General features: G+C 64.4%; 18 protein-coding genes. 6 read left to right on the top strand and 12 right to left on the bottom strand.

From position 1 onward, the window contains the following. Window positions 1–93: 93 nt before the first annotated feature. The 7 genes from pgl to tkt form a co-directional block, all read right to left on the bottom strand. On the bottom strand, window positions 94–843 hold the full coding sequence (gene pgl / locus GWK63_RS01325; RefSeq protein ID WP_034927080.1) for a 6-phosphogluconolactonase: 750 nt from the start codon (window positions 841–843) through the stop codon (window positions 94–96). Further along, window positions 836–1,666, bottom strand: coding sequence for a Cof-type HAD-IIB family hydrolase (locus GWK63_RS01320; protein WP_039998502.1), 831 nt, complete (start codon window positions 1,664–1,666; stop codon window positions 836–838). Before GWK63_RS01320 ends, pgl begins: the two co-directional genes overlap by 8 nt. Window positions 1,667–1,693: 27 nt before the next feature. Next, window positions 1,694–2,530: a Cof-type HAD-IIB family hydrolase gene (locus tag GWK63_RS01315; RefSeq protein WP_034927074.1), complete on the bottom strand. Its 837-nt coding sequence runs from the start codon at window positions 2,528–2,530 to the stop codon at window positions 1,694–1,696. Beyond that, window positions 2,527–4,056, bottom strand: coding sequence for a glucose-6-phosphate dehydrogenase (gene zwf / locus GWK63_RS01310; protein WP_007396920.1), 1,530 nt, complete (start codon window positions 4,054–4,056; stop codon window positions 2,527–2,529). Before zwf ends, GWK63_RS01315 begins: the two co-directional genes overlap by 4 nt. Window positions 4,057–4,206: 150 nt before the next feature. Then, on the bottom strand, window positions 4,207–5,205 hold the full coding sequence (gene gnd, locus GWK63_RS01305) for a phosphogluconate dehydrogenase (NAD(+)-dependent, decarboxylating) (protein WP_039998479.1): 999 nt from the start codon (window positions 5,203–5,205) through the stop codon (window positions 4,207–4,209). A gap of 121 nt (window positions 5,206–5,326) precedes the next feature. Beyond that, entirely contained in the window at window positions 5,327–8,185 is a 2,859-nt protein-coding gene (locus GWK63_RS01300) for a bifunctional transaldolase/phosoglucose isomerase (RefSeq protein ID WP_007396922.1), read from the bottom strand. Between the two features lie 109 nt (window positions 8,186–8,294). After that, the gene (tkt, locus tag GWK63_RS01295) at window positions 8,295–10,406 is read right to left on the bottom strand and encodes a transketolase (protein ID WP_007396923.1); all 2,112 of its coding nucleotides are present in this window, start codon (window positions 10,404–10,406) and stop codon (window positions 8,295–8,297) included. A gap of 348 nt (window positions 10,407–10,754) precedes the next feature. Between tkt and GWK63_RS01290 the strand changes: the two genes are divergently transcribed. The 4 genes from GWK63_RS01290 to GWK63_RS01275 all read left to right on the top strand — a co-directional run bounded on the left by GWK63_RS01290 (window position 10,755) and on the right by GWK63_RS01275 (window position 13,990). Then, window positions 10,755–11,762: an MBL fold metallo-hydrolase gene (locus GWK63_RS01290; protein ID WP_007396924.1), complete on the top strand. Its 1,008-nt coding sequence runs from the start codon at window positions 10,755–10,757 to the stop codon at window positions 11,760–11,762. A gap of 120 nt (window positions 11,763–11,882) precedes the next feature. Further along, complete coding sequence (locus tag GWK63_RS01285; protein ID WP_007396926.1) at window positions 11,883–12,410, top strand: ankyrin repeat domain-containing protein; 528 nt, start codon at window positions 11,883–11,885, stop codon at window positions 12,408–12,410. A gap of 93 nt (window positions 12,411–12,503) precedes the next feature. Beyond that, window positions 12,504–13,574 (top strand): histidinol-phosphate transaminase, encoded by a 1,071-nt coding sequence (gene hisC, locus GWK63_RS01280; protein ID WP_039998480.1) that lies wholly within the window; start codon window positions 12,504–12,506, stop codon window positions 13,572–13,574. A gap of 134 nt (window positions 13,575–13,708) precedes the next feature. Beyond that, complete coding sequence (locus GWK63_RS01275) at window positions 13,709–13,990, top strand: hypothetical protein (protein WP_039998481.1); 282 nt, start codon at window positions 13,709–13,711, stop codon at window positions 13,988–13,990. 247 nt (window positions 13,991–14,237) lie between these two features. On the opposite strand, the gene GWK63_RS01270 is transcribed toward GWK63_RS01275, so the two are convergent. Continuing rightward, a complete protein-coding gene (locus GWK63_RS01270) occupies window positions 14,238–15,554 on the bottom strand; it encodes an MFS transporter (protein WP_007396930.1) in 1,317 nt (438 codons plus the stop codon). A 610-nt stretch (window positions 15,555–16,164) separates the two neighbouring features. Here GWK63_RS01270 and GWK63_RS01265 point away from each other — a divergent pair. Then, window positions 16,165–16,761, top strand: a complete 597-nt coding sequence (locus tag GWK63_RS01265; RefSeq protein WP_223846609.1) for a hypothetical protein — start codon at window positions 16,165–16,167, stop codon at window positions 16,759–16,761. Between the two features lie 12 nt (window positions 16,762–16,773). On the opposite strand, the gene mdoH is transcribed toward GWK63_RS01265, so the two are convergent. From mdoH to GWK63_RS01250, 3 genes are all read right to left on the bottom strand, one after another. Continuing rightward, window positions 16,774–18,960, bottom strand: a complete 2,187-nt coding sequence (gene mdoH, locus GWK63_RS01260) for a glucans biosynthesis glucosyltransferase MdoH (RefSeq protein ID WP_007396934.1) — start codon at window positions 18,958–18,960, stop codon at window positions 16,774–16,776. Beyond that, on the bottom strand, window positions 18,948–20,453 hold the full coding sequence (locus GWK63_RS01255) for a glucan biosynthesis protein (protein ID WP_007396935.1): 1,506 nt from the start codon (window positions 20,451–20,453) through the stop codon (window positions 18,948–18,950). Before GWK63_RS01255 ends, mdoH begins: the two co-directional genes overlap by 13 nt. Window positions 20,454–20,561: 108 nt before the next feature. Further along, window positions 20,562–20,927 (bottom strand): winged helix-turn-helix domain-containing protein, encoded by a 366-nt coding sequence (locus GWK63_RS01250; protein ID WP_039998482.1) that lies wholly within the window; start codon window positions 20,925–20,927, stop codon window positions 20,562–20,564. Between the two features lie 81 nt (window positions 20,928–21,008). Between GWK63_RS01250 and GWK63_RS01245 the strand changes: the two genes are divergently transcribed. Beyond that, a complete protein-coding gene (locus GWK63_RS01245; RefSeq protein ID WP_050800537.1) occupies window positions 21,009–21,557 on the top strand; it encodes a GNAT family N-acetyltransferase in 549 nt (182 codons plus the stop codon). A 9-nt stretch (window positions 21,558–21,566) separates the two neighbouring features. On the opposite strand, the gene GWK63_RS01240 is transcribed toward GWK63_RS01245, so the two are convergent. Beyond that, a complete protein-coding gene (locus GWK63_RS01240) occupies window positions 21,567–23,030 on the bottom strand; it encodes a mannitol dehydrogenase family protein (protein ID WP_112209830.1) in 1,464 nt (487 codons plus the stop codon). Window positions 23,031–23,053: the final 23 nt, after the last annotated feature.

Raw genomic sequence — 23,053 nt, 5'->3', positions numbered from 1 at the left:
GCTGTTTCCTCTCCTGCGGGGCATCCCTGTCCCGGGCACCCCGTCGTTCTTATTGGCCATGATGCATCCGCGCGGCCTGTACGCCCAACGCACTTATTGCCCTGCCGCTGCCTTGTCCATAAGCCAGATGAGTTCGCCTTCGGTCGTGATGGCGCTTGCGGGCTCTGCCGGGTCACCGGCGCGCACCTTTGCAAAGGCTTCACGCTTGCCCGCACCCGCCAGCATGAACACCACATGGCGGCTGGAATGGATGGCGGGATAGGTCAGCGTGATGCGGGTATGGGGCGCATCATCGGGCACGCAGGTCGAGACCCACAGCTTTTTTTCCCGCAGCACCGGCTGGCGCGGGAAGAGCGAGGCGGTATGCCCGTTATCGCCCAGCCCCAGCATCACCACGTCAAACAGCGGGCGGCCGGGTTGCAGCACGGTGCCGCCATAGACCTTTTCCAGTTCCGCCTGGTATGCGGCCGCCGCTTGTGCCGGGTCGCCCGATGTGGGCATGGGATGCACGTTGGCGGGCGGCACGCTGACATGCGCCAGCATCTCGGTCTCGACCATGTTGTAATTGCTGGCCGGATCACCTTCCGGCACGAAGCGTTCATCACCAAAGAAGAACTGCGTATTCGCCCATGGAAAACGGTCACGGTATTCAGCGGATGCCAGGATCTGGTACAGCCGCTTTGGCGTGGACCCGCCCGAGAGCGCGAGCACGAACGGCCCGTCCTTTTTCGCCAGCGCCTGCGCGGTCAGCCACTTCGCCATGTGTTGCGCAATGGCCTCGGCATCGGGCAGGACGACCATCGCGCCTGTTTTCACGTCATGTCCACCGGTCATCTCACGCATCTCCCAGCACGAATTTCTCGATACCATTGGCAAACCCTTCATCCTCGCACGATGTCGAGACATGGGTCGCCTGCTTCTGCACCTCCGGGCTGGCCTGCCCCATGGCAATGGACATGCCGCTCTTGCGGAACATCAGCACGTCGTTGGGCTGGTCGCCCAGTGTCACCATCTGGCTTGCCGGAATACCCAGCAGGCGTTCCAGCGCCATCACCACGCCGCCCTTGTTCGCATCCTTGTTGGTCACATCCACATAATACGGCTGTGACAGCGCGGCGGATGCCGCATCGCCCAGCGCCTGCTGCAGGTCGTGCTCAAGGCGCTTCATCAGGTCGAGATCATCACTTACGCCAGTAACCTTGACCACCTGGTCCAGCTTCGCCTCCACATTGCCGACCACGGGCGGGAACTTCACTGTCCACTGCTCACGCGCGACATGCGGGGCCTGGTCATTGGAGACGATCCAGTCATTGCCGTTATAGACCCACGGATCGGCCTTGTGGTCACGGATGATGCCAATCACCCTGCGCGCCGTATCGGCAGGCAGCGTGCGGGCCTCGATCACGGTGTAATCCGGCCGGACCATCATCCCGCCGTTGAAGCCTGCGATCGGCTCCGAAATCCTGAGCGGATCGATCACCATCTTCATGCCCTTGGGCGGGCGGCCACTGGTAATGGTGAACAGGATACCGCGTTCACGCAGGCGCTCGACGGCCCGGATGGCGCGCGGTGTCAGGATCTTGTCCTTCGTGACCAGTGTGCCATCCACATCGGCCAGCACCAGTCTGATCTGGCTGGCCGGTGTTCCGGCCGTATCCTGGGGCATGTTCACTCTCCCTTCTGTGCCGCACGCCTACGCGCGGGGCATGACAAAACTTTCCATGGCGAAGGCCCATCCATCTTCCGTGTTGGGCTTCGTCACGAAACGGGCATGGGCCTTCACGTTGTCCGGGGCATTGCCCATGGCAATGCTGACCCCGGCCTCCCGCAGCATGGGAATATCGTTGTTCATATCCCCGATACATGCCGTATCCCGGATATCAGTATCGAGCAGATGCGCCAGTTCTTTTGCCGCATAGCCCTTGTTCGCCCGGGGGTGCGTGATATCAAGGTAAATGGGTGAGGAACGGTGTACGCTGGCCTGCCCCGCCAGCAGGTTCGCAAGGTCACGCTCCACGCCCGGCAGGGCCGCAGGATCGGACGCGACCCCCATGATCTTGCCCACATCGGTATAATGCCCGGCAAAGTCATCCACCTGCACGGGCGTGGTCTGCACCACTTCGCGTTCATGGATGACCTGCGGCGTGTCCGCGCGGCGTACCAGCCAGTCATGACCGATGAACAGCCACGGCTCCACCCCGTGGGCAATCAGGAATTCCACCGCCGTGCGCGTGGCTTGCGGGTCAAGCGACAGCCGCTCGCGGATCGTACCATCGGGGTCGCAGATCAGGCCGCCATTCAGCCCGGCGATGGGGGTCTCGATCCGCAGGGCCCGGACATACTGCATCATCCCGCGCGGGGCGCGGCTGCTGACAAGGCTGAGGCGGATTCCGGCCGCACGCAGGTCATCCGCCGCCCTGTGCGCCGCGGGCGTGATCTCGCGCGCGGGTGTGATCAGGGTGCCATCGATATCGGACACGACAAGGCGCACATGGCCTGTGGGGGAAACGGGTGCGGTCATGGGCATCATCCGATCTTGAGCCAGTGGCGGTGGTCACGCGCAAGCAGGGCATCGGCGGCTTCCGGCCCCTCGCTGCCAGCGGCGTAGAAGGCAAGGCTGCGAGCATCCTGCCCCCAGTCCAGGACCGGCTGGACGGCACGCCACCCGGCTTCGATATTGTCAGCGCGCTGGAACAGCGTGGCATCGCCGATCATGCAGTCATAGATCAGGGTCTCGTAGCCGGTGCTGGGTCCTTCACTGAACCATTCGGCGTAGTCGAACTTCATGCGCACGCCACCCAGCCTGACCGCGGGGCCGGGCACCTTGGCCGAGAACTGCAGCGTCACCCCTTCGGTCGGCTGGATGTGGATGACCATGATGTTGGGGGTCAGCCTGTCCACCGGCGTATCGCGGAACAGGGCATAGGGGGCGGACTTGAAATGGATCGCGATTTCGGTCTTGCGGGCCGCCAGCCTCTTGCCCGTGCGCACATAGAACGGCACCCCGGCCCAGCGCCAGTTGTCGATGCGGAATTTCATGGCCATGTAGGTCTCGGTCAGGGAATGGGGATCAACCCCGGGTTCCTGCCGGTAGCCCGGCACCTCCTTCCCCCCCACAACGCCCGGCGCATACTGCCCGCGCACCACATCGGACGGCGCAAGGGGGTGGATGGCATCCAGCACCTTGGTCTTTTCGTTGCGCACGGCATCGGCCTCGAACGAGATCGGGGCTTCCATCGCGGTCATGGCCAGAAGCTGCATGACGTGATTGGGCACCATGTCGCGCAGGGCGCCGGTACTTTCATAGAACCGGGCGCGCTGTTCCACGCCCACCGTCTCGGCTGCGGTGATCTGTACGTGGTCGATGTTCTGGCGGTTCCAGAGCGGTTCGAAAAACCCGTTGGAAAACCGCAGCGCCATGATGTTCTGGACCGTTTCCTTGCCCAGGTAGTGATCGATCCGGTAGATCTGCTGTTCATCCAGCGTGCGCAGCAGGCGGGTATTGAGCGCGATGGCCGATGACAGGTCACTGCCGAAGGGTTTTTCCACGATGACCCGGCGGAAGGTATGCCGCCCCTCGCGCACCAGCCCCGCCTCACCCAGCCGGTCGACAATGGGGCCAAAGAAGCGGGCGGCCACGGCAAGGTAGAAAATGCAGTTCTGTTCCCCCACCATGCCCGCGATGTCGTGGTAGGTCTGCGGTTCCTCAAAATCGCCACGCACGTAGCGGATGCGGGGCTGCATCCATTCCCACACGTCCTCACGCAATGGCACGGCTTCCGCCCGGCGGCGGGCGGTAAAATCCTCAAGTGCCGCGCGCACGTTCTGGCGCAGCTGTTCATCACTCAGTTCCGCGCGGTCAACCGCCACGATGCCAAAGCCATCATCCAGCAGTCCCGCGCAGGCCAGGTTGTAGATGGCGGGCAGCAGCAGGCGGCGCGTCAGGTCCCCCCCACCCCCAAAGATGACAAACGAGCCGGGCGGACTGCGCCGGGGGCTGTAATCCTGCCCGCCGTCGCCAACCTGCGATATCGCCGAGGCAATGATGTTTTCCATTGTACTGCCGCTCCTGAACTGTTTCCGCTCGTATTCCTCCCCCGGCTGTTCCGGTTGCAGTCATTGGGCGCTGTCATCTCATCCATGAACAGTCAGGGTCCGCATGCGTAGCATCCGGGTGGCCCGGTCGGTTACCGACCGGGCAGCAGGTCAGTTATTCGTACCCTCAATGTGACCGCCAAAGCCGAAACGCATGGCAGACAGCATCTTTTCGGCAAAGTTGTTGCCCGTGCGCGACCGGAAGCGCGTGAACAGCGATGCGGTGATGACGGGCACCGGCACCGCTTCCTCGATCGCGGCCTCGATCGTCCAGCGGCCTTCGCCCGAATCGGCCACGTCGCCCTTGTAGTTCGACAGGTCCGGGTTGCCCGCCAGCGCGCTGGCCGAAAGGTCCAGCAGCCACGAGGAGACCACGCTGCCCCGGCGCCAGACTTCGGCAATATCCGCCATGTTCAGCTCGAAACGCTGGTCTTCGGGCAGGTCGGTGGAGTTCTTGGACTTCATCACGTCAAAGCCTTCGGCGAAGGCCTGCATGATGCCGTATTCGATGCCGTTATGGACCATCTTCACAAAATGGCCCGAACCGGCAGGGCCGCAATGCAGGTAGCCCTGCTCGGCACGCGGGTCGAAGCCGGGCCTGTCACGATTGGGCGTGCGCGGAATATCGCCAATCCCCGGCGCAAGGGCGGACAGGATGGGGTCGATATGATCGGTGGCTTCCTTCGTGCCGCCGTACATCATGCAGTAGCCACGCTCCAGCCCCCACACGCCGCCGGACGTGCCGACATCGACGTAATCGATGCCCTTCTTCACCAGTTCGGCTGCGCGGCGGATGTCATCCTTGTAGAAGGAATTGCCACCATCGATGATGATGTCGCCCTTGCCCATGAGGGTGCCGAGTTCCTGCACCGCCTGCTCGGTCACCTCACCTGCGGGCAGCATGAGCCAGATGATCCTGCGGCCCGACAGCTTGCCCACCATGTCCGCAAGGCCGGTGGCGGGGGTGCAGCGGCCGCCTTCGCCCTGCCCGCAGATCTTTGCGGTCACGGCCGGATCACGGTCATAGGCCACCACGTCATGACCGTGCCGGGTCAGGCGGACTGAAATATTGCCACCCATCTTGCCAAGACCAACAATACCGATTTGCATGATTAAACACTCCTGAAGCGGGGATGGAACCACCTGCCTATCCCCTGCCTGCCCTTTTCCCAATGACCACAATCAAGAAACCCGCCCCTCCGGGGGAGGGGCGGGTCCCGATAACCGCGGGTCAGACCGCGCGGGCTATATCCTGCCCCAGTTTTTCAAGGCCTGCCTTGAGGTCTCCATGGACATGCACCCGCAGCACGCGGCGGCCGCGTTCGGCCAGGACTTCCATGTCGCCACGCGCCTGGGCTTCCTTCACGATGCTGAAGGTATATTTCTCACCCGGCACCGGCAGGTTCACCTCGTCATCGCAGGTGATCTGCACGAACACGCCCGTGTCCGGACCGCCCTTGTAGGCCTGCCCGGTGGAATGCTGGAAGCGCGGGCCGAATTCGGCCGCCGTGGCCAGCTTCAGGCCGTCACGCAGTGCAAGCCGCGCCGTCTGGATCCATTCGCGCGTCCAGGTATCGCGGTCGATATAGGCCAGGAGCGCCACATAGTCGCCCGCCTTGCCACGGGCGAAATGCGCCTTGAGAATCGCCTCCGCCGTGGTGGCGCCACCCAGCGCCTGCACGTTTTTCGGGTCGGCATAGAAGGCGAAGGGGCCGTCCTTGGCAAACGGTTCGTACGGCGGCAGCCTGCCGGTTTCGTTATAGGCGGTGGTGATCTTCTTGGTCTCGATCTTCGATTCCTCGACATCGGGCTGGTCGAACGGGTTGATCCCGATCACCGCGCCCGCGACCGCCGTTGCGAACTCCCAGCGGAAGAACTCCTCCAGCACCTGACGGCGCTCGTGCAGTTCAATCGTCACCACGGGTTCACCCGCCTTCACCAGCGCCGCAAATGCCGCGTCCTGCTTCGGGCAGGGATCTTCGGCAAGGCGCAGATAGGTAAAGACCCGGTCCCTGCCATACACGCTGTCCTTGCCGATGGTCTCGTCATCGATGGGGATCAGGCCGCGACCCTCCTTGCCGGTGGACTCGGCAATAAGCTGCTCAAGCCACGCACCCATGTCATAAATGCCGGGGGAGGCGATGATGGTCACCTTGTCACGCCCGAAATCACGCGCGGCCACACCCAGCACCGCGCCCAGCACGGCGCCGGGATTCCGGGCGGGCGGCACGGACGCGGCACAGGACTTCTCGCCACGCTGGGCGGATTCCAGCAAAAGCTTCAGCGGCAGGCCCGCAACGGCGGCGGGGATCATCCCGAAATCAGACAGCACGGAATAGCGGCCGCCGATCTGCTTCTCACCGTAGAAGATTTTCCAGAACCCGTCCTTCTTCGCCACGTCTTCCATGTGCGAACCCGGATCGGTCACGGTGATGAAGTGCGCGCCCGCCTTCTCCCCCAGCACCTTTTTCGCCTGTTCGAAGAAATAGGCCTTGAGGATGTTCGGCTCCAGCGTGCCGCCCGACTTGGACGAGACGATGAACAGCGTCCTGCCGATATCGATTTTCTTTTCGAAATCGCGCACCTGCTGCGGGTCGGTGCTGTCGAGCACATACAGGTGGGGGAAGCCCTCATGCTTGCCGAATGTCTGGGCCAGCACTTCGGGGCCAAGGCTGGAACCCCCCATGCCCAGCAGCAGCGCGTCCTTGAAACCGCGCGCCTTCACGTCCGCCTGGAATTCCTCGAATTTGGACAGGGCGGCCACCTGGTCATCGGTAATATCCAGCCATTTCAGCCAGTTGGCCTCATCCTTGCCAGTCCACAGCGTGGCGTCCTTCTGCCACAGGCGGCGGATATTGCCCTTCTTGCGCCATTCTTCCAGTTCGGCATCGACCGCCTTCTGCAGGTCGGCGGGCAGCCTGAGGGCCGTGGAGGTCACCTTCTTGCCCAGGAATGCCGCCTGCTTGGCCGCGACCGAACCCAGCAGGTCATCGAACGCATCGGCAAAGGAGGCAACCCCTTCATCCACCAGCACCTTCGTCACGCCATCAAGGTCAAGGCCAAGGCTCTTCGCCTCCTCCAGCACCTTCTTCGCACCCGCCACGTCCTGCGTCAGGGTCTCGGCCACCTTGCCGTGGTCACGGAAGGCATCGAAGGTTGCGGGGGGGATGGTGTTGACCGTCTCGGGGCCGATCAGCCCGTCCACGTACACCACGTCGCTGAAGGTCTTGTCCTTGGTCCCGGTGCTGGCCCACAGCAGGCGCTGCGGCTGGGCCCCGGCATCGGCCAGCTTCTTCCAGCGCGGGCTGGCGGTGACTTCCTTCCAGTATTCATAGGCCATCTTGGCGTTGGCGATCGCAACCTTGCCGCGCAGCGCCTTCAGGCGGGCGGCGTCCCTGTCGCCCGCCGCGACACGGCGGTCGATTTCCTTGTCGATCTTCACGTCGATGCGGCTGACGAAGAAGGAGGCGACGGAAGCGATCCCGCTTACGCTCTCGCCACGGCCAAGACGGTCTTCCAGCCCGGTGATGTAGGCTTCCAGAACCTTCTTGTATGCCTCGTTCGAGAACAGCAGCGTGACGTTGATGCTCAGCCCTTCGGCAATGGCGGCGCGCACGGCGGGTACGCCCTCGTCCGTGCCGGGGATCTTGATCATGAGGTTGCGGGCATCGACCGCTTTCCACAGGCGCAGTGCCTCATGCAGCGTACCCTTGGTGTCGCGCGCCAGATAGGGGGAGACCTCCAGGCTGACATAGCCATCCACGCCCTTCGTCTGTTCATAGACGGGATAGAGCACCCTGGCCGCGGCACGGATGTCGTCAATGGCCAGCAGTTCGTACAGCGCACCGGCATCCAGCACCCTGTGCTCCAGCACCGAACGGATCTGGGCGTCGTAATCCGTGCCCTGTCCCATGGCCTTCTGGAAAATGGCGGGATTGGAGGTAACGCCCTTCAGGCCGTCCTCTTCCACCAGCTTCTTCAGGCTTCCGTTTTCAGTGTAGGAACGCTGGATGAAGTCCAGCCAGGGGGACTGGCCGTAACGGGCCAGTTCCTTTAACGGATTTTCTCCACCTGTTTCTCGCACGCTCATGCCTGTGCTTCCTTTGCTTGCCGGCGGAGGCACGGTGCATCCGTGCCGCCGGCCCTTCCGTTGCCTTGAAACAAGGCAGGCAGGGAATGATCCCTGCCTGCCGGTATCCTTATTTTCCTGCCTGCCTGCGGGCCGCGGCCACCACGGCCTCGACCGTAAAGCCGAACTTGACCTCCAGCTGCTCCGCCGGGGCGGAGGCGCCAAAGCCGTGCATGACGATCGTCTCGCCCGCAAGGCCGGTATAACGGTCCCAACCCAACTGGGCCGCCTGCTCCACCGCCACGCGCGCGGTGACATCGGGCGGGAGCACGCTGTCGCGGTAGGATCTGGGCTGGGCCTCGAACAGATCCCATGACGGCATGGAGACAAGGCGCACCCTGATCCCCTCCGCCTTCAGCTTCTCGGCCGCCTTGATGATCAGCCCCACTTCGCTACCCGTCGCCATAAGGATGACATCGGGACGCCCCTCGCCATCCGCAAGGACATAGGCCCCTTTTGCCAGACCCGTGGCGGGCGCATAGGTGCTGCGGCAGATGGTGGGCAGGTTCTGGCGGCTCAGCGCCAGCACGCTGGGACGGTCGGTCAGCTGGACCAGCGTGCGCCAGGCTTCCGCCACCTCGTTGGCATCGGCGGGGCGGATCAGCGTCACACCCGGCGTGGCACGCAGCTGGGCCAGCTGCTCGATGGGCTGGTGGGTCGGGCCGTCCTCGCCCACGCCGATCGAGTCATGGGTGAAGATATAGATCACCGGCAGCTTCATCAGCGCGGACAGGCGGATGGGCGGCTTCATGTAATCGGAAAAGATCAGGAAGCCCGAGCAGTAGGCCCGCAGCCCGTACAGCGCCATGCCGTTGCTGATCGATCCCATGGCATGCTCACGCACGCCAAAATGCAGGTTGCGCCCGCCATAGGTGCCATTCCACTGCGGCGGCTGGAAATCACCCGCCCCCGCGAAGGTCAGGTGTGTCTTGGTGGAGGGCGACAGGTCGGCCGAACCACCGAGCATCCACGGATAGTTCTTCGCAATCTCGTTCAGCACCTTGCCCGAGCTTGCGCGGGAGGCGATGCCCTTGGCATCCGCGTCAAAGACCGGGATGCCGCTGTCCCAGCCCTCGGGCAGGGTGCCGGCAAAGATATGGTCAAGCTGTGCGGCCTCGGCCGGGTACCTGGCCCGATAGGCGGCAAACAGGTCGCCCCATGTCCTGCTGGCCGCTGCCCCACGGGTGGCGATGCCGGCCTGGAAATGCTCGGGCACGCCCTCGGGCACGTAGAAGTCCTTATCTTCGGGCCAGCCGTAGAATTTCTTGGTCTCGCGCACTTCCTCCACACCCAGCGGGGCGCCATGGGCTTCCGCCGTGCCCGCCAGGTGCGGCGCGCCCCAGCCGATGATGGAATGGACGATGATCAGCGTGGGGCGTGATGTCTCGGCCTTCGCCTCGGCCAGCAGGCGGCGCATGGTGCCCGTGTCGTTGGCGTCCTTCAGTTCCAGCACATGCCAGCCATAGGCCTCGAAGCGTTTGTGCACGCTCTCGGTAAAGGCGATGTGGGTCGAGCCCTCGATGGAGATCTGGTTGCTGTCATAGATCCACGTCAGGTTGCCCAGCTTCAGGTGACCCGCGATGGAGGCCGCCTCGCTGGCGACACCTTCCATGTTGTCGCCATCACCGCACAGGGCATAGACGTGGTGGTCGAACAGCCTGAAGCCATCGCGGTTGTAGTGTTCGGCCAGCCATTTCTCGGCAATGGCCATGCCGACCGAGTTGCCGCAGCCCTGCCCCAGCGGGCCGGTCGTGGTCTCGACGCCCGCCGTGTGATGGTATTCCGGGTGGCCGGGGGTGAGCGAGTCCAGCTGGCGGAACCGCTCCAGGTCTTCCAGCGTCAGGGCAGGGCGGTCATGGGTGACGCCACCGGGGCGCACGTCACGGATTCCGGCAAGGTGGATCAGCGAATACAGCAGCATGGAGGCGTGCCCGATCGAGAGCACGAAACGGTCCCGGTTGGGCCAGAGCGGATTGGCGGGGTCATAGTTCAGCACATCGCGCCACAGCGTGTAGGCAACGGGGGCAAGCGCCATGGCGGTACCGGGATGGCCGGAATTCGCTTTCTGCACGGCATCCATGGACAGCGTGCGGATCGTGTTGATGCACAGCGTATCGATATTGGCGGGCATGCTGCCACCTCCTTCAGGGGCCATGGGAAGGGAACTAGACAGGGAACGCATGGGACCGGCCTCCTTACAGCCATGGTTGCAACCCCGGCCGGGCCCTACCTGTGCGGGCCGACGGGGCAACCTTCTTCGGTGTTCTTCTTTTTATGCCGCCTGCCCGCGGCCACCGGGCACAGGGACAATAGGCTTTTTACGGCACGCACCTTCTCACGACCGTCGGGACGGAACAAGCCATCTCGTCAAGCCGTTACCCGCGCCGCGCCATCAGGCGCCGTACAGCCTGTACCAGCGCGTGGCCGGAACCACGGTTGCACCGGCGGCCGGTACCGGGGCGGAATTTGACAGGTGCCTTCCCGTCCCTCACCTGTCACGCCAGCACATGCCGGCAGACGGAGACCATGCATGCCCCTGTTCCCCGCCAGCGACCACAGCGATGGCACCCGTTTCTTCAATCCGGCCGCCATCTGCCCCCCGGGTACGCAGCCTGCGCGCATGCGGCGCCTGGCAATCCTGAAATGGCAGTGGAACCGCCCGCGTTCCGACTGGCCGCAATGGATAGACAACCCGCCCCCCATCGGGGACCCGGCTGTCCGGCCCATGCAGGGCACGGTGGCGGTAACATTTATCGGGCACAGCACGTTCCTGATCCGCCTGCCCCGCGCCGATGGCACGGCAGTCACCATCCTGACCGACCCGATCTTCTCGAAACGCTGCTCGCCCTTTTCCTTCATCGGGCCGAAACGGGTGCGCGCGCCGGGGCGGCGGCTGGCCGACCTGCCAAAGGTGGACATCGTGCTGGTATCGCACGCGCATTATGACCATATGGACCTGCCATCCCTGCGCGCGCTGGCCCGGCGCGGCGATGACCCGCTGGTGGTGACACCGCTTGAAAACGCACGCTTCATGCGCGGGACCGGGCTGAAACGCATCATGGAACTGGACTGGTGGCAAGGTGTGGATGCGGATGGCATGCACGTAACCTGCACGCCCGCGCGCCACGGCGCCGCGCGCACGCCCTTTGACCGCAACAGAAGCCTGTGGGGCGGCTTCATGCTGCGCGACGGCGCGGGACACCGGCTGTTCTTTGCGGGCGATACCGCCGATGGCCGCCACTGGGGCCTGATCCGCGACCGTCTGGGCGCTCCAGACCTGGCGCTGCTGCCCATCGGGGCCTATGCGCCCCGCACGCTGATGGCGCGTGTACACGCCACCCCGGAGGAAGCGGTGTCCGGCCTGCGCCATCTGGAGGCGAAACAGGGAATCGGCATGCATTTCGGCACCTTCCGCCTGACGGATGAACCGATGGATGAACCCGTCCGGCGCATGCACGCCGCCACCCGCGCGCAGGGGCTTGCCCCGGGCAGCATGGACGTGCTGCACCATGGCGAATGCCGCACGCTGGTCTGGTGACATCGGGGTACGGCAGGATTGCCCGATGTTCTTTTTGGCCAAAGCGTACTATGATCACGCGCTTCCGACGGGGCCGGCCGCCGCCCCCGTTTTCCGCAACCCCACCAGCGAGGCAGGCACATGAACGATACAGTCGCCGCACCCGAATCCTTCAGTAACGCGGAAATCGAGACCCTGTTCCTGTCCGCGGCGCGGGATGGGCAGACAGACCTCGTCAGCGAATTCCTCAAGGCCGGCATCAACCCCGACACCCGTAACGACAAGGGTCATACCGCCCTGATCCTGGCCGCCTATAATGGCCATGCCGAGACCGTGCGCGCCCTGCTGGAAGGGGGCGCCAGCCCCGACCTGCAGGATGCCAAGGGGGCCACGGCGCTGGCGGGTGTGGCCTTCAAGGGGGACCTGCCCTGCGCGCGCCTGCTGGTGGCCCATGGCGCCAGCGTGGACGCACCCAATTCCGTCGGCCGCACGCCGCTGATCTTTGCCGTGATGTTCAACCGTGACCCGATGGTGACCTTCCTGCTTGAACAGGGCGCCAACCCTGACCTGCGTGATGGCGAGGGCGTGAGCGCGCGCATCCTGGCAACCCGGCAGGGCAATGCCGGCCTGCTGGCCGCCATGGGCCGCCCCGCACCCGCGCAGGGCTGAACCACCGGCCCGCACATGGGCCATCCCCCATCCGTTCACGCGCCCCCTACGGGAGGCGCCTTTCATGACCCTGACAGTCTGGAATTTCCCCTGATGAGCCGTTTCTGGAGCCCGATCGTGCATACCCTGACCCCGTACGTACCGGGGGAGCAGCCCAGACTGGCCAATCTCATCAAGCTCAACACCAATGAATGCCCCTACGGCCCCTCGCCGCGCGCGCTTGAGGCCATCCGCGCCGCGACGGACGATACGCTGCGCCTCTACCCCGACCCGACGGCCCACGCCCTGTGCGCCGCCATCGCCCACGCCCACGACGTGCCGGCCGATCATGTTTTCGTGGGCAATGGCTCGGACGAGGTACTGGCCCATGCCTTCCAGGGGCTGCTCAACCATGAAGCCCCCCTGCTGTTCCCCGACATCACCTACAGCTTCTACCCCGTCTATTGCGGGCTGTACGGCATCCGGCACGAAGCCGTGCCGCTGGACGACGGCATGCGGATCAACCTTGCGGATTATCGCAGGCCCTGCGGCGGCATCATCATTCCCAACCCCAACGCCCCCACCGGCATCGCCCTGGGGCTGGACGCCATCCGCACCCTGCTGGCCGACCATCCGGACGCGGTGGTGGTGGTGGATGAAGCCTATGTCGATTTTGGCGCGGAGACGGCCATCGGGCTGGTGGCGACGCATCCCAACCTGCTGGTGGTGCGCACCCTGTCCAAATCCAGTGCGCTGGCCGGGCTGCGGGTAGGCTACGCTGTTGGCCAGCCCGACCTGATCGCGGCACTGACCCGGGTGAAGGACAGTTTCAATTCCTATCCGCTTGACCGGCTGGCGCAGGCTGGCGCCATTGCCGCCATCGAGGATCGGGAATGGCTTGCCAAAACCCGTGAGAAGATCATAAGCTCCCGCAACAGGCTGACCGACAGCCTGGGAAAGATGGGGTTCGAGGTCCTGCCATCGCAGGCAAATTTCATATTTGTCCGCCACCCGGACCGTGATGCCGCCTGGCTCGCCGCAACCCTGAGGGAACGGGCGATCATCGTGCGTCATTTCCGGACCCCGCGCATCGCACAGTGGCTCCGTATCACCATTGGCACGGATGCCGAATGTCAGGCCCTGATAGATGGCCTGACGGATGTGCTTGCGCAGAACGGGGCGTAATACCCCCGGTTCATCACGTACCGGCCTGCCCCGCCTGCCATGCATGGCAGGCGGGGGCTGGTACGCGCTGTCCCTCTTTCCACCTGACCGTAGACAACTCATTTCCTGGACCCGAGGTCCACAGGATACCCATCATGCGCGCATTCCACGGACAGATGTCCGATAACCAGCCGATCCGTCGCACGCTTGCCGAAAAGCAGAAGCAGTTACGTGACCTGCGCGAAACGCTGGCCACCATGAAATCGCATACCGCCCCCGCCCTGCGTGAAAGCGTGCAGAAGCGCATCCGCCAGCTTGAAAGCGAAGTAAGCGCGGCCCCCGCGCTCAGGGCGGGGGAAAAGCGCCCCGCCCCCGGTGGCACCGCCCCGGGCGACCGTCCCCGCAGCCCGCGCAGGCGCCCCGAACGCGGGATCTGACACGACCCCCCGCAATACAGGAAAGGCCGGACCGCAAGGTTCCGGCCTTTTTTCATGCTCCTTGTCCCGACTGGCAAAAGTTTCCGGACGCCGGCTTTTTGAAAAAAGCCTCACCAAAAACCTCCTTCTTCTGAAATGGACAGCCTGCCGGGCGGGACATGAACAAAAAACGGGCCTGCTGTTGCCAGCAGGCCCGCTTTCGCGTGCGCCACCCGAAGATGGTCCACATGATTTCAGGGGATGGAAATCAGTGCCCCAGCGTCACTTCCTCGGCAATGTCACCACGGGCCGCGGCTTCATCAAGATAACGACGTGCTTCAGGCGAGATGGTCAGCACCAGCGTCATCAGGGCAGAGGCGATATACAGGCCGGAGAAGATCCAGATGATCCCCTCGATCCCACGCCAGGATTCGAACCACGTCACCACGGCCGGACCAACCCAGGTGCTTGCCCCCGCACCCAGACCAAGGGCGGACAGGGCGGCCGCCTTTTCCTTGGGGCAGATCTGCGGCACCAGACCGGACAGCGGCACGTAGGCCGCAATCGTCGCGCCATACAGCGCGCCCATCACGGCGGCAATCAGGAAGTTGCCGGGGAACATCTGCGGCACATAGTAGAACAGCGGCACGGTAATCGCGGCCCCCACGCCACCGAACAGCGCGACAACGGTACGGTGGCCCAGACGGTCCGCCGTGATGCCGGAGATCAGGTTCACAAGGATGTTCGACAGGAAGATGATCGACAGCAGCTGCAGCCACTGCGACAGCGAGAAGCCGATGACCTTCGTGAAGAACGCCGGCATGATCACCAGGAACGCATATTCGGACGACGTGTTGATCACGCGCACCAGCATGGCGATGAACGTCTTGGGTTCACGCCACAGGATGCTGATCGAGCTGAAGAAGATCGTGGCGGGTTTCGTACCCGCGGGGGCAAGACGGCGGGAGCCGGTCGGCTCATGCGTCATGAGCAGCGCCAGCAGGCCACCGAACATGACCAGCGCCAGCGAGGACCAGAACGTCGCCATCTCGCCAATTACCGGGATGGAGAAGCTGGCGAACAGCGAACCCAGCGTGGGCAGCCCGCCGGAGAAGGCAAACCAGAACCACCCGGCCGCCGAACCAAGCTGGCGCGGCGGGGTCGCCGCCGCGATCCAGACCAGGAAGCCATAGGTGAACAGCGGATAGCCGAAACCACGCATGGTATAGGCCGCCAGCATGATGGGATAGCTGTTGACCGCCACGCCAAAGGTCAGGAACACGATCTCGAACACGCCCCAGATGGCAAGGCCGATCCACATGACCCGCTTGGGGCCCCACAGGTCGGAAAGCGGCCCCGATGCCCACGAGGACAGCGAGACGGTCACGCCATAGATGGTGAACAAAAGGGCGGTGTCGCGCGATGAAATGCCCTGGCCTTCAAGATAGGGGGCCAGGTAGCCGGCTTCGACACCATCGCCGATCATGAAGAACAGCAGGCCCACGAACCCCCAGAACAGGGGTGCGGGAATGCCCAGCCGGTCAGCAAAGGACGTTGATTCGGACAGATTGTCTGTCTGTTTCAAGGGGAGATACTCCTCTTTCACAGGCAGCCGACACGAAGTTGAGGGGCTCCACCTCATTGCGGAGCGTCGATGCAGGCTGCGTCCTGCACTGTCCGGCGTTCCGGAAACACCAGTGCGGAACCTCAGTTTCAACAGGGTCGGGCGTGCAATCGCCCGGACCGGCCCAGTATGGGAAAGCATGGATGGCCCCAGCGCCAAAACGCCAGCGCATGATGCCTGGCAAACCTGCTTCCTCAGACGTGTTACCGGCCAAAAGTCATCAATCCGGCAGGAAAACGTGCCCCGTGGCACGACTTGCATAACAATTCGATGAAAAAACACCTGACCGCAGCCAAAATATGGCACGATCCCGTGATCTCCCGCCGCCAGAAAGACCAGAATTTGGCTAGATGTACAAAATCGTTGCGATATCGAACGATTTCACAATGATGGGATAGTTTCCAGCCTCCGCCAAAGCACAAAAAATATATTCAACGTTGGTAATCTATACTGCAAAACAGGTGTGAATGTAAGGGAATTTTCGAATTTTTGACACGATTCGTGTTTCTTTGTGATTATATCATGGTTTTTAAGGACGCATTTTTATGCATACGGAATATGCATTGACCAGATGCGCCATCTTTCGCGCGGCGGTGGTTCCTGCCATAGTCGGGACCCCGCCTCTCACGCCCGGCCGGGGCCGCACCCGCGTGCGGGTCAGGCACGGCCTGCGGCATCCACCCATGCCCGGACATGGACAAACGGAACGGTCACGGTGAACATCAACCTGTCTCTACGCCTTGCCGCACTGCCGGTTGCACTGCTGCTTTCACCCGCGCTGGCCTGCACCACCGCGCATGCCCAGAGCCTGGCCACGCAGAAGGTGCAGCGCGCGATGGAGGTGCTGCGTCTCAAGCCGGACATGGCCAGCAAGCCCTGCCTGGACAAGCTTGATGACCTGCACAAGATGGAAAAGGTGATCGAGGAAGCCAGCGAGCAGGCACACAACCCCAACCTGTCACTGGCACACGATGTGATGGAGTCGGATTACGAGGACGCGACCGAATCCTGCGTGCCCGATGCGGCCAAGCTGTGCGCCAGTCCCGGTTCGCTGGCCAGCGCCAACCAGAAAAAACTGTGCGACGCGCTGGATGCGATCATGTCCGTTGACGGATCGGATGAGGGGGAGGAAGCCGTCGCCCCCCCGCAGGGCACGTCATCCGACTGACGACGCGCGGACTCAGGGCAGCCGCGCCAGCAGCTGCAACCCTTCCGCATTGCCCAGAACGGCTGATTTTTCCGCACGGTTGAGCATACGCAGGGCGCTGGCCAGATCCGGGGCCTCCCGCACCTTGAGCAGTCCCACCAGCAGGGCGGGATTGATCGGGTCACCCGGCCGGCGCGGCGGGGGCAGCATGACCTCATGCACCCTGAGCAGCCCGGCCCGCGCGCGCAGGGCGGCTATCGCCTCCTGCACGGGATGGCCCGCCATCTGTCCCATATAGGTCACGGCCTCGGCCAGAACCGGCGGCGGGTCCGTCTCCTCGGGGATCAGCAGCAGGCGCGCCCGCCTGAACGCCTGCCCCACGGCGCTGCTGCCCGTCAGCACCGCCAGCGGAATGGCGCAGACCAGCCCCAGGGTAACCGGCAGCATCCACACAAACAGCGGCAGCGAGACACTCCACGCCGCCCCCGCCAGCAGCAGGCCCAGCACGGTGTGGATCATGTACAGCCGCACGTTCTGCATGACCTGCAGGCCGTCCGCGTCACGCCGCTGGGCATTCCAGCCGGAATCCCGCCCCAGCAGGATGGACAGCACGCCCCCGGTCTGGATCAGCATGGCGATGGGGGCCAGCAGGCCGCCCACCACCGTTTCCACCAGTATGGATGCCCCCGCCGCAATCGCCCCCCCGCAGCCACGCCGCAGCGGACCGTCAACCAGCAGCAGGATGTAGGCCAGTATCTTGGGGGCCAGCAGCACGCCCATGGTGCCGATGAACATGTATTCAGCCTGAACCGGGTCAACATGCGGCCAGTGCGGATAGAGCAGCTTGGTATCGCCAAAGTATTCGGGCTTGTAAAAACGGCTCTGGAGCGAAACCACGATACCCACCAGCAGGAACACCAGCCACAGCGGTGCCGTAACATAGGAGCCGATGCCCATGAGCATGTGCATGCGGCTGACCCAGTGCAGGCCGCGTGCCGACACCACCTTGGCATGCTGGAGGTTGCCCTGGCACCATCGCCGGTCCCGGATGGCGATATCGGTCAGCGAGGGGGGGCTTTCCTCATACGACCCACTCAGGGCGGGCACCATGTGGATCGCCCAGCCCCCCCGGCGCATCAGCGCGGCCTCCACGAAGTCATGGCTCATGATCGCGCCGCCAAAGGGCTTGCGCCCCGGCAGGTGCGGCATGCCCGCCTGCTCGGCAAAGGCGGCGGTGCGGATGACCGCGTTATGCCCCCAGTAATTCCCTTCCGATCCATGCCACCACGCAATGCCATGGGCAATCAGCGGCCCGTACACGCGCCCGGCGAACTGCTGCATGCGGGCGAACAGGGTGCGTCCGTTCACGATGACCGGCAGCGACTGGATCAGCGCAACACCGGGATTGCGCTCCATGGCCGATGTCAGCCGCACGATCACGTCACCGGACATGACGCTGTCGGCATCCAGCGTGATCATCTGCTGGTAGGCCGCGCCATAGGTGCGCACCCACTGGGCGATGTTGCCCGCCTTGCGGTCGGTATTGACCGCGCGCCTGCGGTAGAACAGCCGCCCGCCCCAGCCGGTGGCGCGGCACAGGGCCATGTAGGCCGCTTCCTCCGCCACCCATACATCGGGGTCCGTGGTGTCGGACAGGATGAACACGTCAAAGGCGCGTTCCTGCCGGGTTGCCGCAAGGCTGTCGATGGTCGCGCGCAGCCCGGCCATGACGCGGCCCGGGTCCTCGTTATAGGTCGGCATGAGCAGCGCCGTGCGGGTCAGCAGGCGCGGCAGTGGGCCGCCGCGCGCAATGCCCAGCCCCAGGCCGCCGCCCGCCAGCATCGAACAGAACCCCGCAATGGCAGAGGTAAAGGCCAGCGCGATCCACATGAACAGCAGCACGAACAGCACCAGCATCACCATGCCGGCCACCGAACGCTGCACGGCGTTGAACACCAGGTCCATCTCGTAGCCCGCGGCCCCGGTCATGGCCACGGCGCTGCCGATGACCAGCACGCGGCGCAGGCCGATCAGCCGCCATTCGGTCGGTGGCACATGGCTCCGGCCATGCAGGTCGGGCGTCTCTTCCAGCGGGTGGACGGGCATGTCCAGCGGGGCCGGACGCGGCAGCGCGCTCCAGCCCTGCGGCAGCCGCGTATCCGGCCCTGCATTGCCCGCGGGCGGTGGCTGCAGCGGGGCGCTGGCCGCTACGGTGTCCATCGATAGACCCATTCTTCCGATACCGGCCCGTTGTCATCGGCCAGTACGCAGTTCAGTTCCGCCACCTTGGCATCCCCCGGTGCGAACTCGAACGTACTGCGCCAGCCATGGATGGGGGGCACCGGCTCGACCACCACATTGCGGATCTCGCCCGCTGAAGTGCGGCACTGGAGATGGAAATGCGGGTTGTCGGGCAGCCTGTCGAACGGCGTGCCGGCAAAATCCAGGTCGAAGAAACGGGTATGCGAATCATCCGTCGCCTCGCCCACGCGGGTTGCAACGATACGGGCCAGCTTGGTGGGCCATGGCGTGTCCCACCCCCAGTACATGCGGTAGGTGAACACATATTCATGCCCCGCCGCCAGCGCATCCTGCGGGCGCCAGAAGGAGACGATGTTGTCGTTCACCTCGTTGGGGGTGGGAATTTCCACCAGATCCACCGCACCCGCGCCCCAGTCCCCGATCGGCTCGATCCACAGCGAGGGCCGTTTTTCGTAGTTGAGGGAGACATCCTCGAAATCGGTGAAGGCGCGCTTGCGCTGCATCAGGCCAAAACCATGTGGCCGCACGTCACTGAACGCCGAGAACTGCAGGTCACGCGGGTTGCGCAGCGGCCGCCACAGCTGCTGGCCGCTGCCGGTCCACATGGACAGACCCTCGCTGTCATGGGCGGCGGGGCGCCAGTCATCCACGCGCGTACGGTCGTTCGCATCAAAATAGAACATGCCCGTCAGCGGCGCGATGCCGGACTGGGCAATGGCCTTGCGCGGGTAGAGATAGGACTGGACGTCAAACACCGTCGTCTCGCCCGGGCGGATGGTAAAGCGGAACGCACCGGCCAGTGACGGGCTGTCCAGCAGGGCATGGATGACCACGCTGTCCACCCCCGCCTTGGGCTTTTCCAGCCAGAAGGCGCGGAACAGGGCGAATTCCTCGCCCGTCGGGTCACCCGTGCCATCGGCAAAGCCGCGCGCGGACAGGCCGTAGTTCTGCCCCTTGGCCACGGCACGGAAATAGGAGGCGCCAAGGAAGACGCAGAACTCCTCCATCACGCCGGGGGTGTTGATCGGCGCGCGCAGCCGCAGCCCGGCAAAGCCGATATCCTCGTTCACCCGCAGGGCGGGATCGTTATAGGTGAACATGTCGGCATTGAAGGCGATGGGACGGGACTGGCCATCGATTACCTCGTTCATCTCGATCCGGGGCGCGTACAGATAGCCACGGGGAAAGAACTCGACATCGAAACCCAGGTTCTCGCCATGCCACAGGGCCTGTTCCGAACGGAACGCCATGGAATTGTACTGGTCGAAATTCAGGTTACGCAGCGCGGACGGCAGGGTCTGGGATGGGGGCTGGTAGGGCTGCTGCGAGAGCTGGTGCGCCAGCGTGCGCACGGTTGTCGAATCAAAACTGGCGCCCTGTGCCGCGCGGGCGGCCCGCAGGGGCATGCCGGTCGCGCCATACAGGATACCAAGCGCCGTTCCCGCCTTCATGAAATCACGTCGTAACACCGAATTGAACTCCAGTTGTTTCTTCTTGGTCAGGCATAATGACACACGACGTCCCGCCGGTGGCCACGCAGGCCACCGGCGGGACCGTGATCAGGGTGTCTCATGGCTTTGTGAAGGCGGGGATGAACACATGGCCGCCAATGTTTCCAGCGGGCCACGGGCGGCCGCCCGCGTGGCCTGCTCGATCTCACGGTACAGCCGCAGCACCGCCTCCCCTTCCGCGGAAAGACCGGCCCCGCCGCCGCCACCGGGGCGTGCGGCCACCAGCGGGCGCACGAAGGCGTTGTTCATCGATTCAACCAGCAGCCAGGCCCGCCGGTAGGACATGCCCATTGCCCGGGCTGCACCGGAAATGGAGCCGGTTTCCCCGATCTGTTCGAGCAGCCGGATCTTGCCATGCCCAAGCAATGGCATGCCATTGGCGTCCAGCCTTAATGTCAGACGCATTTCCGTCATGGTGTTCCATACTCCCGCCAGCAGCTATACCATCGGCCCTTTCTACCGGAAACGATGTTATCTGGAACGGTTTTTCCTGTCATGGACCCAGCAATACCCCGATCCACGACCACGCACGGTCCGCTTTTACCTGCCTGGCGCCCCCTGCGCGTGGCGGATCTGGGCACGGTCATGACGCTGGCGGACCGGCTGCACCCCGCCTGCCCCGAACGCATGGATGTCCTGGCCGAACGCCACCGGCTCTGTCCCGAAGGCTGCCTGATCATGCCGGATGCGCAGGGTACGGCGGGGGGATACCTCCTCAGCCATCCCTGGCGCATGGGCACGCCACCGGCGCTGGATACCTATCTGGGCCACCTGCCCGAACGGCCTGACTGCTGGTACCTGCATGACATCGCCCTCCTTCCCGCCCTGCGCGGGCGCGGGGCCACGCAGGCCGCATTACAAATCATGACACGCCTGGCATGTGCGCGGGGAATACGGTGGCTGGCGCTGGTGGCGACCGAAGGGGCCGGGCCGGTCTGGACGCATCTGGGTTTTGCGCCCATGCCCGGCATCTCTCCCGCCATTACCGCCACTTACGGGGCGGATGCCTGCCCCATGCGCCGCAGGATCGATCAGGCCGCGTGACAGCCACGTCTAGCGTGGCAGGCCGGCCCTTACGCCATGTTCACGGATGGCCCTGCGTGCCCTGACCACCGCCTGGTCCAGTGCGGTCGTGTCCATGTCCCGCCAGCCATCAAAGGCAGGCAGGGCAAGGGCGGCAGCCAGGTCCGTGGCGTTGACAAGCGCCAGCTGGTCGGCATCCAGCGTGGGTTCGACGGGGCTGTAGGTTTCGCCGCGCTCGTCCCTGCCACGCAGCATTTCCAGATAGGCCGCGATGCCGAAGGCAATGCGCTCCAGGTCATGCCCGCGGGCCAGCGCGCGGCGCACGGTATCCGTCCAGAACACCTGCACCTTGGAGGCACCATCGCTGCAGATGCGCAGCAGCGTATCCGCCACGGCACGGTTGGAAAAACGGCTGAGCAGGCGCCTGCGATAGACATCCAGATCCACCCCGGCGGGCGCGTCGATCAGCGGCATGGCATCAAGGGTCCAGTAGGCATTGGCGAAACGCTCCAGATCCGCGTCCTCCACCGTTTCATGCGCGTAGCGGTAGCCCAGCAGCAGCCCCAGCGCGCCCAGCAGGATGTGCCCGGCATTGAGCATGCGGACCTTCACCTGCTCGTAGCCTGCCACGTCATCCACGAATTCCACCCCCACCTTTTCCAGCGCGGGGCGGCCGTTGCAGAATCTGTCCTCCAGCACCCACTGGCTGAAATCCTCCGCCAGCACGGGCAGGTCGTCCTCCAGACCGCTGGCTTCGTTCAGGGCATTGCGGGTGGCCGTATCCACGCCGGGGGTAATGCGGTCCACCATGGAACAGGGGAAGGTGACATTGGCATTGATCCATGCCGCCAGATCCGCATCAAGGGCGCGCGCATACCCCACGAAGGCGGTATGGGCGATATGGCCATTGCTGCGCAGGTTATCGCACGACAGGACGGTGAATGGCGCCACCCCGGCCTCCCGCCTGCGGCGCAGCCCCTCCACCACATAGCCGAACACCGTGGCCGGGCGGCGCGGATTGGCCAGGTCGGCCTGTATGGCGGGGGTATCAAGACGGAATTCGCCGGTTTTTTCGTTAATGTTGTAGCCGCCTTCCGTAATCGTCATGCTCACGATCCGGGTCCCGGGATCGGCCAGGCGGCGCAGCACGGCTTCGGGGTCGGCGGGGGCAAGCAGGTATTCCCGCGGCGCCCCGATAACGGACACCCTGCGCGCGCCGTCAGCCGCGACCTCGGTCAGGGAATACAGGCCGTCCTGCTGCTGGAATTCATGGGCCTTGGCCTCGCCACGCCTGCCGCCGTTCAGCCCCACGCCCACAATGCCCCAGGCGGACTGGCCCGGCAGGGCCAGGCAGCGGTCCACATACCAGGCTTCATGCGCGCGGAAGAAGTTACCGACACCAAAGTGAACGATCCCTCGCCCCACTTCCGCCCGTCTGTACTGTGGCGCCTGCACGCCGGCGGGAAGGTGGTTGAGGGTTGTTTCCTTCAGCATGGTGTCTCTTGCACTCCGTTGTT

It is taken from the genome of Komagataeibacter rhaeticus, from assembly GCF_011611525.1.
GTDB classification, from domain to species: Bacteria; Pseudomonadota; Alphaproteobacteria; order Acetobacterales; family Acetobacteraceae; genus Komagataeibacter; species Komagataeibacter rhaeticus.
This window is presented reverse-complemented; position numbering and strand designations above follow the sequence as displayed.

Bases quoted from the DNA above. Each gene is read 5' to 3' on its own strand.
- pgl (WP_034927080.1), bottom strand. From the start codon at position 843: ATGCGTGAGATGACCGGTGGACATGACGTGAAAACAGGCGCGATGGTC.
- GWK63_RS01320 (WP_039998502.1), bottom strand. From the start codon at position 1,666: ATGCCCCAGGATACGGCCGGAACACCGGCCAGCCAGATCAGACTGGTG.
- GWK63_RS01315 (WP_034927074.1), bottom strand. From the start codon at position 2,530: ATGATGCCCATGACCGCACCCGTTTCCCCCACAGGCCATGTGCGCCTT.
- zwf (WP_007396920.1), bottom strand. From the start codon at position 4,056: ATGGAAAACATCATTGCCTCGGCGATATCGCAGGTTGGCGACGGCGGG.
- gnd (WP_039998479.1), bottom strand. From the start codon at position 5,205: ATGCAAATCGGTATTGTTGGTCTTGGCAAGATGGGTGGCAATATTTCA.
- GWK63_RS01300 (WP_007396922.1), bottom strand. From the start codon at position 8,185: ATGAGCGTGCGAGAAACAGGTGGAGAAAATCCGTTAAAGGAACTGGCC.
- tkt (WP_007396923.1), bottom strand. From the start codon at position 10,406: ATGCGTTCCCTGTCTAGTTCCCTTCCCATGGCCCCTGAAGGAGGTGGC.
- GWK63_RS01290 (WP_007396924.1), top strand. From the start codon at position 10,755: ATGCCCCTGTTCCCCGCCAGCGACCACAGCGATGGCACCCGTTTCTTC.
- GWK63_RS01285 (WP_007396926.1), top strand. From the start codon at position 11,883: ATGAACGATACAGTCGCCGCACCCGAATCCTTCAGTAACGCGGAAATC.
- hisC (WP_039998480.1), top strand. From the start codon at position 12,504: ATGAGCCGTTTCTGGAGCCCGATCGTGCATACCCTGACCCCGTACGTA.
- GWK63_RS01275 (WP_039998481.1), top strand. From the start codon at position 13,709: ATGCGCGCATTCCACGGACAGATGTCCGATAACCAGCCGATCCGTCGC.
- GWK63_RS01265 (WP_223846609.1), top strand. From the start codon at position 16,165: ATGCGCCATCTTTCGCGCGGCGGTGGTTCCTGCCATAGTCGGGACCCC.
- mdoH (WP_007396934.1), bottom strand. From the start codon at position 18,960: ATGGACACCGTAGCGGCCAGCGCCCCGCTGCAGCCACCGCCCGCGGGC.
- GWK63_RS01255 (WP_007396935.1), bottom strand. From the start codon at position 20,453: ATGAAGGCGGGAACGGCGCTTGGTATCCTGTATGGCGCGACCGGCATG.
- GWK63_RS01250 (WP_039998482.1), bottom strand. From the start codon at position 20,927: ATGACGGAAATGCGTCTGACATTAAGGCTGGACGCCAATGGCATGCCA.
- GWK63_RS01245 (WP_050800537.1), top strand. From the start codon at position 21,009: ATGGACCCAGCAATACCCCGATCCACGACCACGCACGGTCCGCTTTTA.
- GWK63_RS01240 (WP_112209830.1), bottom strand. From the start codon at position 23,030: ATGCTGAAGGAAACAACCCTCAACCACCTTCCCGCCGGCGTGCAGGCG.